Origin of the sequence: Yersinia sp. 22-579 (genome assembly GCF_030433455.1) — a bacterium.
Classification (GTDB): domain Bacteria; phylum Pseudomonadota; class Gammaproteobacteria; order Enterobacterales; family Enterobacteriaceae; genus Yersinia; species Yersinia enterocolitica.
The window spans coordinates 167,670-179,048 of sequence record NZ_JAUJTZ010000001.1 but is presented as its reverse complement, the minus strand read 5'-3'; the positions used below and the strand labels follow the sequence as shown (position 1 = coordinate 179,048).

Sequence of the window (11,379 nt, the reverse complement as noted above, 5' to 3'; positions counted from 1 at the left end):
AGTAATTTGAGGATCAATTTAATTAACCCTCATTTTTTCTTAATTAGTAAGTAATAGCAGTGGGTGCTTTCTCACCCGCGAAGTGAGCTTGAATATTTGAAAATACAATATCACTCATTTGAATTCGGGTTTCGATGGTGGCACTGGCGATATGGGGCAGTAATACCACATTATCCATTTCGATTAATGCCTGCGGTACATTAGGCTCATCTGCAAATACATCCAAACCTGCCCCACCAATTTCTTTCTGTTGCAATGCACGGATTAAATCATCCTGATTGACCATACTGCCACGAGCAATATTAATCAGCAGAGCATGATTTGGCATCGTAGTAAAAATGGTTTTATCAACCAGACCAACACTGTCTTTGCCACCCGATATGGCTATAACCAGAATATCGCTTTGTCTGGCAAGGCTGATTAAGTCCGGAACATGCTGATATGGCAGGCTTTCGATGTGGGCGGTGTCGGTATAAGCAATTTGCATATCAAAACCGGCTGCGCGGCGGGCAATAGCTTGACCAATGCGGCCCATACCAAAGACACCCAGACGTTTGCCGGTCACTTTAGAGGCCAATGGCAAGTTGCTGTGCGGCCACTGACCGGCACGCAGGAATTTATCTGCCTGACAGAGACGTCGTGAAGTCGCGATAATCAGCCCCAAAGCGGTATCGGCTACATCATCAGTCAATACGCCAGGGGTAGTGGTGACGATGATATTGCGCTCACGGGTATAGTCTAAATCGACCGCGTCAGTCCCTACGCCAAATATTGAGATAATCTGTACTTCAGGTAATAACGCCAGTGCTTCGTTGGTCACACCAATATCACCACGAGTGACGATACCCTTAATATTCTCGCCTTGTTGTGCAAAAAATTCAGCAGTATCCGTAACTTCGAAGAGCTTATGAACAGTAAAATTCTGTTCCAGTTTCTCGGTCAAATAGTCCATTACCGGGGCAATAATTAATACGGCCTGTTTGAAAGAAGATGGTTTGCTGTTTTTCATAACGAGTACCTGATCATGTCAATAAATCAAAAACCAAAAATGGCAGTGGATAGTCATCAGATGATTAAGCCATTTAGCGAATGTCGTTATAAGACCCGTTTTCAATGTTTTATTTTGTGATGCAGGTCACTGTAAATCATGTTAAGAAAACATGTTACCGGTAACGTGATCGACCTATCATTGCTGGTGCTGAATTGTTTCAGCTAAGCAAATCAGCGTTAATGATTTATGTAATGCCTTAATGAAAATGTTATGGATTGGCATAATTTGTTATGCTAGGAATATTATTATGACGGGTTATCCAAGAGGAACATTGACTGCCATTCAATAACACAATGGCAGTTGTGGGCAATTTAGAAGTATTTCAACAACAGCAGAAATCTTAGATAGTTCCACCGAGTGAAATACGATAATGCAGGTCAACTTGTTCAATTGTCGGGATTTTTTTTATTTTCTTAATCAAGATTTCAGCAGCCACTTTGCCCATTTCAAAACGTGGAGTGGTGACACTGGCCAGTACTGGAGTGGTCGCCTGGCCGATATCCAACCCATGAAAACCGGAGATCGCCATTTCTGCTGGTACCACCATGCCCAATTTCAAGCATTCTTGTAACACGCCTACCGCCATATCATCATTGGTACAGAAAATAGCATCGACTTGCGGATACATTTGTCGTGCCAATGCCAACATCCCGGCACCAATAGAGACGGATGAAACTTTATTAGGCGTAATATGTAGTGGTGCAAACCCCGCGTCCGTCATTGCCTGGCTATAGCCTTGATAACGTTTACGATCTCGCACATCAGACATTGAACCGAAATAGACAACATTTTGCTTCCCACTTGCCAGCAATGTGGCCGTCATATCGTAAGCGGCCTGATAATTATTAAAACCAACCGTAATACGGTTGAACTGGGGTTCCAGGTCCATCACCTGCGCAACCGGAAGCTCTGAAGCATTCAGGTATTTGTCCGCACGTAAGGTATGTTCAGAATCAGTCAGTATCAGCCCGGAAATCTGGCAAGAAAGCAGATTAACTATTTGTTCTTCTTCACGTTCTTTATTGTAGTTATAGTTGACTACCAGTGTTTGATAACCGCTGGCGGCGGTGACCGACTCGATACCAGCCAGTAAATCAGAGAAAATCTGGTTATTAAAGGAGGGAACCAAAATACCGATTCTCGGGCTTTTTTGATTGAGGCTAGTTTCCCCTTCTGAATCAGCACTGTAATTGACTTCAGCCATCACTTGAGCGATACGCTCACCGGTTTCTGGAGCCACTTTTTCCGGCGTGCGTAAGTAGCGGCTGACAGTCATTTTAGTCACGCCTGCTAGTAACGCGATATCCTGTAACGTAACACGCTGGTTTTTCATGGCATATACCTGGAACAAGAGTGTGGGAAGAATATACTCGTCATACTTCAAGCTGCATGTGCGTTGGCTGCACTCAATAACCCGAATCACTTACAACACAGTAAGCTCATCGGGATTCTCTCCCTTGCCGCCTTCCTGCAACTCGAATTATTTAGAGTAAAAAGTGATTATGCACTGTTAGCGGAGATAATGAAAAGCATGTTACTGATTTAAAATACAATAACAATCATGCTTCCTATTATTTAGTTATTTTATTATCAATAAGTTAAGCCACTACGCCCCCCATTGAAGAACAAAGCCCATACAAATAGTCCTCTTTTACCGTCACCAAGGCGATGTCGCTCACGTAAGTGGTAACAGCTTGTCGTAACATGAATTAAAGTGATCTGCATCACAGTTTGGCAAGGCGGAAAACGGTTTGATAGGCACATGTTTTCGCACAGCCATTATTCAATAATATTGATTTTATAATGTCGATTAATAAGCGCCATTTCCATCAGGAATTACTATGAAGAATTTATTTTCGTTAGAAAACCGCAAAGTATTAATTACGGGTTCCGCTCAAGGCATTGGTTTTTTATTAGCAAAAGGCCTTGCCGAATTTGGCGCAGAAATAATAGTTAATGATATTACCGCAGAACGCGCAGAAAAAGCCGCTGCAGAATTACGCGACAGCGGTTTTGTTGCTTATGCCGCGGCATTTAATGTCACTGACCATGATGCTGTGAATGATGCTATTGCACAAATAGAAAATAATATTGGTGCCATTGATATTTTAATTAACAACGCCGGTATTCAACGGCGCCATGCCTTTACCGAATTCCCAGAAAAAGATTGGGATGATGTGATTGCGGTAAATCAGAAATCCGTATTCTTGGTTTCACAAGCAGTTTCCCGTTATATGGTTAAACGCCAACGCGGAAAGATTATTAATATTTGTTCAATGCAAAGCGAATTAGGCCGCGACACTATCACGCCATATGCTGCCTCTAAAGGTGCAGTGAAAATGTTGACGCGTGGGATGTGTGTTGAACTGGCCCGTTACAATATTCAGGTCAATGGTATTGCCCCAGGTTATTTCAAAACGGATATGACAAAAGCACTAGTAGACGATAAGGCTTTCACCGATTGGCTGTGTAAACGCACACCAGCTGCCCGCTGGGGGGATCCGGAAGAGTTGATTGGTGCCGCGGTGTATCTCTCTTCCAAAGCATCAGACTTTGTTAATGGTCATCTGCTATTTGTTGATGGCGGGATGTTAGTTGCAGTCTGATAAGCAGCAGGGGAAAGTTATGTCTGGGAAATGCATTATTGTTATGGGCGTATCGGGCACGGGTAAATCCTGTGTGGGCCAAGCGCTGGCACAGGCACTTAACGCCAAATTTATTGATGGCGATGATCTGCACCCACGCGCCAACATCCAAAAGATGGCATCAGGTCAGCCGCTTAATGATAGTGACCGCGCTCCGTGGCTTGAACGGCTAAGTGACGTGGCATATAGCCTGCAACAAAAAAATGAAGTCGGTTTTTTAGTCTGTTCAGCGCTGAAAAAACAGTATCGTGACCGTCTGCGCGAGGGTAATCAGGGAGTTCGCTTTCTGTGGTTGACGGGCGATTACGATTTGGTATTACGCAGAATGCAGCAACGGGCGGGGCATTTTATGCCGGAGAGTCTGTTAAAAAGCCAGTTCGCGACACTGGAAGTCCCTGATGCCCGCGAACCGGACATCATTCCAATTGATATATCTCCTGACATTGCTGGTGTTGTTAAACACTGTATTACCGCACTGGAGCAGGAAAATAACGTCAGTCACTGTGCTTAAATCCTCGGCATGATGCATACGCAGAAATATAGGAATAGTTATGATACTTGATGAATTGAAAAGCGCGGTGAATAACCCACTTTATCCAGATGCTATCCGCCGCACACTGGCCGCCATCAGCAAGATGGATTTAGCCAATTTACCCGCTGGTGAATTAGACATTGAAGGCCGTGAGATTTATCTCAATCACATTATTGCCTCATCTAAACCATTGTATGAGCAAGCACCTGAATTACATCGTTATTACATTGATATTCATATTCTGCTGGAAGGCAGTGAGGTGATTGGTGCTTCACCATCAGCTCAGGGCCAGCGCCCTACAATGGATTTTGATACCGAACGGGATTACGGATTATTTGAAGGCATTACCACCGAAACTTTATTGACTCTGGCTCCGGGTGATATCGCCTTGCTGTTCCCAGGTGAGTTGCACCGTCCAATGGGAACATTAGGCGACGTTGCACCGCTGCGCAAAATAGTAGTTAAAGTGGCGAATCATCTGTTGTGATTTAGGAATGGGTCGATAATCAGGGTCGGTTGATATTGATTGGTGAATAGATTTGGTTGTCATAACTTCACGGCTCACTTAGCTTTGAGCGCCTCAACCGACCAATTGGGCAGAAGGGACAGCCTGCCCTCCTGCCCAATTGGGGCAACAAGGATTAAGTGATTGCTGAATAAATATCAACCAATAGCTCTAAGTTTTTGGGTTCAGTACAAGTGCCGTCTAAACTGTCCACACTCACGCGCGTATGGATTTTTCCGCAAGCAAGATAGATACACACAATCATTATTCTGGCTGACGAACAGCCACAATTATCCGCTCTTAAATACTCCTTCTTCGGACCAAAGTAAGCTTATACGATAAAACAAGAGACGAACCTGCGATTTTTTCCTGATAACTCAGCGCTTTATTATGACTTAACGTCAATATCTTGTTTTTCTCGAATATAGTCGTCTACCGCTAGAATACGGCTAACATTTTGTTTTTGTTAGCAGTACACTTCAATAAATAAAGTCTATACGCTGTGGTGTAGTTTAAATAGCTAACTTTTCCTGTAGATTTTATGAATCGTAGAATAATGGCAAACCGCAACAAACATAACAAATTAAATATTGGTTTAAATATTTAACTTTAACTAAATAATAAGGATTTTAAAAATGTCATTAAGGAATTTATTCATTGCCACCCCTCTAATTCTCTTAACTGGCTGCTCCCATTTACTTCCTCTTGACTACCAAGGTTATAATAATGCTGATGCGGCCACTATATACATCCAAAATGATAAGGGCAATGTTGGCACAACGTATATTGCCAAATACCATTATGTTAAAGCTGATGCTTGTTATCAGATGGACACAAGATATGAACTGAATTCTAATATATTAGCCGCCGATGGGAATATAATAGAAAGTAAGATAGAACCGGGTGGTTTTTATGCGGTGGAACAAAGTCTATCTCAGGGTCCAAGGGTCGCCTACCTGTCAGCATCGTTTGTGCCAGAACCGGGTAAACATTATTTTATTTCTCCAGGTTACGGTTCGGCAGAAATTCCTGATAATTTAAAAATAACCCTATCCATGGATAAGGATGAAATCTTCCAGCAATACGGCAAAGATCGGGTCAAAGGTTGGCCAGTAAGAAACTATTGCAAGAATTTCGTGCAAAAAGCATTAAGTTTTAATTAGGTTATATAGTCAAAATTTACTGAGAATGGATTTTAACCATGAGATTGATAAGAACCACACTTCTGACCCTGCCAGTTTTACTTCTAATAAGTTGTTCCAGACCAACCCCTGTTGTGAATATCTATCATGATGTGACCAGTGGTGATACAGCCAAAGTTCGCATCATTGGATTCACAGAAGACTCGCATATTTGGTCGGGTTATGACTGCAATGAACCGTATAAAATGCCAGAGAAGGGTTATTATCCTCATGTCCGTCAATCCTATGAAGGTAAACCTGTTTTTATCGATAAAGGATTTACAAAAACTGAGCTCCCTAAAGGAAAATATCCTATTGATATGGCAGAGTTTTATGTTCATGCAGGAAAACTAACAACAGTTTGGGCCTCTTACCACACCTCAGATCAAAGACTCTGCCAAAAAACAATAACCATCCGCCCTGAAAAAGATGAATTATATGAATTTAGAAATCGCATTGAAGGTGATATATGTGTATTTGAATTGTATAAAGTCAGTCCAGATCAGGCAACACCTCTCCCATTGCAAGATTTTCAGAGTATTTGTAAAAAACCTGGGCTGTAATTTAGAGAAAATCGCGCTTTATAAAAAAGAATAAAGACATTACTTTCTATTCTCATGGATGTCGTTATGCCAACTGACAAATTAATCTAATTGTTGGAGCCAAGGGCTGGCTTATTATGGCCCCTTGGCTGATTGCTTTATCGCAAGCCCGGTGACTATCACGTTTTGACAATCTAACTGGGCCACATAGCCCAATCTATGCCTTGTCGAGAACGTCTGGAACTCTGCTCCCTTGCCGTTCCCTTTTCGCCGCTAACCATAATCCGCTGTTCTTCATGGCATAACCGAACACTACCCCGACTAACAGCGAAACAATCACCAGCTTCCAATTACCATTAGCGGCAAAAGTTGCACAGGCACCGATAAAGGTGCCGGGGACAAAGGATAACCACTGCTGACAGGCCTGAATACACATCAGAAACGCCACAAGACCCGTCAGAACATAGCCAAGGATAGCCCATTCCGGTTGCAAAGCGCTGCCCTGAATAATCATCATCGCCCAAAATACCCCGCTCATGCAGGTTAGTAGGGTGATAAGCAGCCCTTTCAAACCACCTTGCGGACAGGCAAAGTAGGCAGTGCAGCCCAAAAAACCCGCCCAACTAATAAGCCCCAGGCTGACCGCAACCCAACCCCAGATACCTGAGAGAATGCCAGTGGTAATGGCAATCATCAGAATAATGTTCATCAGTATTCACCTGCGCAAAACGTTAAAAGAGAAAATGTATTGCATGAAAGTTGCGCAGTTTACCTGAATTCAATATCCTTTCATGTACAATGATCACAAAAACAGTTAACAACCAAGATTGCATACATTTTTTTTGTGATTAAAGTCACATTTAAGCTCTATTTGGAATGTATATGTAATCACGCGTGCCGTCAGATTGTTTCAATAAATTTTCTAACATATTCAGAGGATATGATTTTACAAATTCAAAATTTTCTACGGCTTTATCGCCGATTTCTTTTAACTGTGCTGCCGAAGGAAAATCAAACTTCCCCGCGTTGTAATCATAATATGCCATTAATAGATCACTAAACTTCTCAGGCCCAACAGTGTAGCTGGCATGGTTATTTATATAGTCAGCCAAGATAGATGCCATACTATCATAGGGTTTATCAGTAATATCAGTACAAAATTCCTTATTTATATTTTTCAAATCACCAATCTCAGCATTAAGCAATCTTACTACCATATCTTTACACATTTGTGGTGGTAAATACTCTTTAGCTTTATGGCTAACGTCTCCTTCTGTATCTAATAAGCTATCAGATGAATCAATTTCAGGGTTTATTTTTTCTAATATATCATTAGTGATTGTTTTTATTGCATAATAAGACAAATGTTCTTTCGCTTCATGCTGGTTTTTAAATTCAATTTTATACTGATTAAAACATGCCCGTTCAATAAGATGACCACATGAATCTTTATGTTTTTGTGCTTTTAAAAGAAAAGAATCAAGGTGTTCTTTGCTTTTATTTAACATTTTATCTATTTCTATAGGGACAGAATTTTTGTCATGTACAGTTTTTTCTTTTTCTTCTTTATTTAAGAAGTCAATTAGTCTCTGAGTTTTTTCATTTTCACCCCAATCAAATATTTCTGGTTTTGCCTTTAAATAAGACTTATCGTTAGGATCATGATTAAATAATTCTTTGGCAGTGCAAATAGTTTGAGAAACAATACCAACTAAACCCATAAATATCACCTTAATAACATTTCCACCATGAGCCCCATTAATGAGGGTGTCTATAAGCCTCTATTTTATTTAAACTCAGCATGTCATAGCATCCACTATTAACCCCACCCCCACCTTAAATAACCTTAATTTCAGCGCAGAGTAAAAAAACAAAACCCCCTGCAAGTTTCAGCTTACAGGGGGTTGGCATGACGAACTTAACGCAGTATTACATCAGTGGCTGCGCCAACTGCACCAGCGAAATCAGCGGTTGCGGATAGATACCCAGCACCAGTACCAAAATCGCGGAAATCAGCACCACCACACCACCGGCAGTCAATGCCCAGTTACTTGGTGTATCACGAACCAGGGTTTCCGGCGCACTCAGATACAAGCTGACAGTCACGCGCAGATAGTAATACAGGCCGATGGCGCTGCCCAATACCACGGCACCGGTCAGCCACCACAGGTTGGCGCTTACACCCATTGCCACGACAAAGAACTTACCAATAAAGCCCAAGGTCATTGGGATACCGGCCAGTGACAACATCATCACCGTCATCACCGCAGAGAGAATGGGCTTATGCCAGAACAACCCACGGTAGGAGAACAGTGATTCCGCATCCGGGCCTTTGTACGGACTGGACATCAAGCTGACCACACCGAAAGCCCCCAAGCTACTGAACAGGTAACCAGCCAGATAGACGCCGACGGTCTCCAATGCCAGTTGATGGGTTTGCACTGCCACCAACGCAATTAGCAAATAGCCAAGGTGCGCGATAGAGGAATAACCCAGCAGACGCTTGATGTTGGTCTGGCTGATAGCCATCAGGTTACCAAACAGAATCGAGGCCACAGCAATCAGCGAGAGCACTAAACGCACCGCTTCACTGTCAGCGGCTGGCGCGTACAGGAACAAGCGCATTACCACCGCAAAGATGGCAATCTTACTGGCGGTCGCCAGGAAAGTAGATACCGGGGCAGGTGCGCCCTGATACACATCCGGCGTCCACAGTTGGAACGGCACCAGCGATAACTTAAAGCCAAGACCAACAATCATCATCCCCAGACCGGCCAGGATCAGCGGTTGGTGAATCATGGAGTCACTCAGGCTTTTGCCCAGACCGGCGAATGACAAACTACCAGATTCCGCATACAACAGCGCCATACCAAACAGCAGGAATGACGATGCCGCCGCAGACAGCAGCATGTACTTGATGCTGGCTTCCAGTGAGCGCTTCTGCCGATAGGCATAGCCGATCAAACCAAACAGCGGCAAGGAAATCAGCTCGATACCCAGGAACAGCGATGCCAGATGATTGGCGCTAGCGAGCAAAATACCGCCCATAGTCGCAATCAGCACCAGCAGGTAGAACTCTTCGCGGTTATCCGGATAGCCATTGAGCCACGGATAAGCAAAGGTGCTGGTCGCCAGACTGGCAACAATCACCAGCCCAGTGTAGAACATCGCGTAGCCATCAACCCGCATCAGCGGTGTGACATCCATCGGCCCGACCTGACCGACAAAGTAGAGTGACAGCAGCGCCAGGTTAAGCCCGATAACCGTGAGAGTGGCGTTGATAAAATGATCGCGTCGCCACGCAATGGACAGCATCACAACCACCACCGTCAATCCGACGATCAACAGCGGTAGCATTGCGATCAGTTGTTGAGGAGTTATTGTCATGGCGAATTACGGCCTTGTTGTTGGAATAATAGATGAAGCATTGAACCACTGCTGTACATTACTCATCGCAGCATGAGATGTGTCGAGAATTGGCTGCGGATAAACCCCCAGCAATACTAGCAACACCACTAACAGCAGGATGATGGACAGTTCCCTTGCACTCATGCCCGGTAATGCTTCTTCAGATTTTGGCGCGCCGTAATAAGCACGCTGCATCATAATCAGCGAGTAAACCGAAGCAAAAACCAGCCCAAAAGTGGATATCACGGTAATCACCGGAACCACCTGGAAGCTGCCGAACAGGATCATGAATTCGCCCACGAAGTTACCGGTACCCGGCATCCCCAATGTTGCCACCGCGAAGAACAGCGATAGCGCAGGCAAGTATTTGATTCGACCCCACAGGCCACCCATTTGGCGCATATCACGTGTATGCAGGCGCTCATACAGCTGGCCGCAGATGATGAACATACCGGCGGCTGACAGGCCGTGGGCAATCATCTGGATAACCGCGCCTTGGTAAGCCAGTTGGCTGCCGGTATAAATGGCAATCAACACAAAGCCCATGTGCGATACGCTGGTATAAGCAATCAGGCGTTTGATATCGGTCTGGCAGAAGGCCATCCACGCACCGTAGAAGATACCGATGACACCCAGCCACATGGCGATTGGCGCAAACTCATGCGAGGCATTCGGGAACAGTGGCAGGCTAAATCGCAGCAAACCATAAGCTGCGGTTTTCAGCAAAATCCCCGCCAGGTCGACAGAACCTGCTGTTGGTGCCTGACTGTGCGCATCTGGCAACCAACCGTGCAATGGTACAACCGGCATTTTTACCGCAAACGCGATAAAGAAGCCCAGCATCAGCAGCCATTCCACATTATGGGACATCGGGGTTTTCAACAAATCTTCATAGTTGAAAGTCCAGATACCGGTGGCGTTGTAGTGCACGAACACCAGCCCCAAAATGGCAATCAGCATGATAAGGCCGCTGGCCTGGGTATAGATGAAGAACTTGGTGGCTGCCGCGATGCGAGTTTTACCGTCTGATGCTTTGTGACCCCACAAAGCAATCAGGAAGTACATCGGCACCAACATCATTTCCCAGAAGAAGAAGAACAGGAACATGTCGATGGCGAGGAACACGCCGATTACCCCACCCAGAATCCACAATAGATTCAGGTAGAAGAAGCCCTGATTGCGCTGAATTTCACGCCACGAACAGAGGATAGCCAGCACACCCAACAGGCCGGTCAGCACCACCATCAGCAGTGACAAACCATCTAAAGCCAGATGGAATGAGATGCCGAACCGTGGGATCCACGGCAAGGTGAATTCTGACTGCCACTGCGGGATACCCGCCGGGTTCATCAGTGAATAGTTGCCCTGCACCCACAACTGCAAGGAGAGCACCAATGTCAGCCCCATCGCGAGTAGCGCTATCCAGCGCGGTACTCTGGTACCGAAGCGCTCACACTGCCAAGACAGTAAGCCGCCGATAAAGGGGATAAGAATTAGCCAAGGTAATAGCATGGC

Annotated in this window: 11 protein-coding genes; 5 read left to right on the top strand and 6 right to left on the bottom strand. The window is 44.6% G+C overall.

The window, feature by feature from the left end:
• Positions 1-43: 43 nt before the first annotated feature.
• Complete coding sequence (locus QSV56_RS00970; protein WP_301210266.1) at positions 44-1,009, bottom strand: 2-hydroxyacid dehydrogenase; 966 nt, start codon at positions 1,007-1,009, stop codon at positions 44-46.
• A 382-nt stretch (positions 1,010-1,391) separates the two neighbouring features.
• A complete protein-coding gene (locus QSV56_RS00965; RefSeq protein WP_019082029.1) occupies positions 1,392-2,384 on the bottom strand; it encodes a substrate-binding domain-containing protein in 993 nt (330 codons plus the stop codon).
• A 508-nt stretch (positions 2,385-2,892) separates the two neighbouring features.
• Here QSV56_RS00965 and idnO point away from each other — a divergent pair.
• The 5 genes from idnO (at position 2,893) to QSV56_RS00940 (ending at position 6,477) form a co-directional block, all read left to right on the top strand.
• Complete coding sequence (idnO, locus tag QSV56_RS00960) at positions 2,893-3,657, top strand: gluconate 5-dehydrogenase (protein WP_019083539.1); 765 nt, start codon at positions 2,893-2,895, stop codon at positions 3,655-3,657.
• A 19-nt stretch (positions 3,658-3,676) separates the two neighbouring features.
• Positions 3,677-4,207, top strand: coding sequence for a gluconokinase (locus QSV56_RS00955; protein WP_019082027.1), 531 nt, complete (start codon positions 3,677-3,679; stop codon positions 4,205-4,207).
• Positions 4,208-4,247: 40 nt separating this feature from the next.
• Positions 4,248-4,715, top strand: coding sequence for a YhcH/YjgK/YiaL family protein (locus tag QSV56_RS00950; protein WP_019082026.1), 468 nt, complete (start codon positions 4,248-4,250; stop codon positions 4,713-4,715).
• A 653-nt stretch (positions 4,716-5,368) separates the two neighbouring features.
• Positions 5,369-5,896: a hypothetical protein gene (locus QSV56_RS00945; RefSeq protein ID WP_019082025.1), complete on the top strand. Its 528-nt coding sequence runs from the start codon at positions 5,369-5,371 to the stop codon at positions 5,894-5,896.
• Positions 5,897-5,934: 38 nt separating this feature from the next.
• Positions 5,935-6,477, top strand: coding sequence for a hypothetical protein (locus QSV56_RS00940; protein WP_229697819.1), 543 nt, complete (start codon positions 5,935-5,937; stop codon positions 6,475-6,477).
• Positions 6,478-6,673: 196 nt separating this feature from the next.
• Here QSV56_RS00940 and QSV56_RS00935 read toward each other — a convergent pair whose 3' ends face one another.
• The 4 genes from QSV56_RS00935 to nuoM form a co-directional block, all read right to left on the bottom strand.
• Positions 6,674-7,165 (bottom strand): DUF1097 domain-containing protein, encoded by a 492-nt coding sequence (locus QSV56_RS00935; RefSeq protein WP_019082023.1) that lies wholly within the window; start codon positions 7,163-7,165, stop codon positions 6,674-6,676.
• A gap of 151 nt (positions 7,166-7,316) precedes the next feature.
• Positions 7,317-8,177, bottom strand: coding sequence for a hypothetical protein (locus QSV56_RS00930; RefSeq protein ID WP_046050578.1), 861 nt, complete (start codon positions 8,175-8,177; stop codon positions 7,317-7,319).
• Positions 8,178-8,385: 208 nt separating this feature from the next.
• A complete protein-coding gene (nuoN, locus tag QSV56_RS00925; RefSeq protein WP_046050577.1) occupies positions 8,386-9,843 on the bottom strand; it encodes an NADH-quinone oxidoreductase subunit NuoN in 1,458 nt (485 codons plus the stop codon).
• Between the two features lie 6 nt (positions 9,844-9,849).
• On the bottom strand, positions 9,850-11,376 hold the full coding sequence (gene nuoM / locus QSV56_RS00920) for an NADH-quinone oxidoreductase subunit M (protein WP_050078321.1): 1,527 nt from the start codon (positions 11,374-11,376) through the stop codon (positions 9,850-9,852).
• Between the last annotated feature and the right edge of the window lie 3 nt (positions 11,377-11,379).

Coding starts and splice junctions, on each gene's coding strand:
- QSV56_RS00935 (WP_019082023.1), bottom strand. CDS start 7,165: ATGAACATTATTCTGATGATTGCCATTACCACTGGCATTCTCTCAGGT.
- QSV56_RS00945 (WP_019082025.1), top strand. CDS start 5,369: ATGTCATTAAGGAATTTATTCATTGCCACCCCTCTAATTCTCTTAACT.
- QSV56_RS00955 (WP_019082027.1), top strand. CDS start 3,677: ATGTCTGGGAAATGCATTATTGTTATGGGCGTATCGGGCACGGGTAAA.
- idnO (WP_019083539.1), top strand. CDS start 2,893: ATGAAGAATTTATTTTCGTTAGAAAACCGCAAAGTATTAATTACGGGT.
- QSV56_RS00970 (WP_301210266.1), bottom strand. CDS start 1,009: ATGAAAAACAGCAAACCATCTTCTTTCAAACAGGCCGTATTAATTATT.
- QSV56_RS00950 (WP_019082026.1), top strand. CDS start 4,248: ATGATACTTGATGAATTGAAAAGCGCGGTGAATAACCCACTTTATCCA.
- nuoN (WP_046050577.1), bottom strand. CDS start 9,843: ATGACAATAACTCCTCAACAACTGATCGCAATGCTACCGCTGTTGATC.
- QSV56_RS00965 (WP_019082029.1), bottom strand. CDS start 2,384: ATGAAAAACCAGCGTGTTACGTTACAGGATATCGCGTTACTAGCAGGC.
- QSV56_RS00940 (WP_229697819.1), top strand. CDS start 5,935: ATGAGATTGATAAGAACCACACTTCTGACCCTGCCAGTTTTACTTCTA.
- QSV56_RS00930 (WP_046050578.1), bottom strand. CDS start 8,177: ATGGGTTTAGTTGGTATTGTTTCTCAAACTATTTGCACTGCCAAAGAA.
- nuoM (WP_050078321.1), bottom strand. CDS start 11,376: ATGCTATTACCTTGGCTAATTCTTATCCCCTTTATCGGCGGCTTACTG.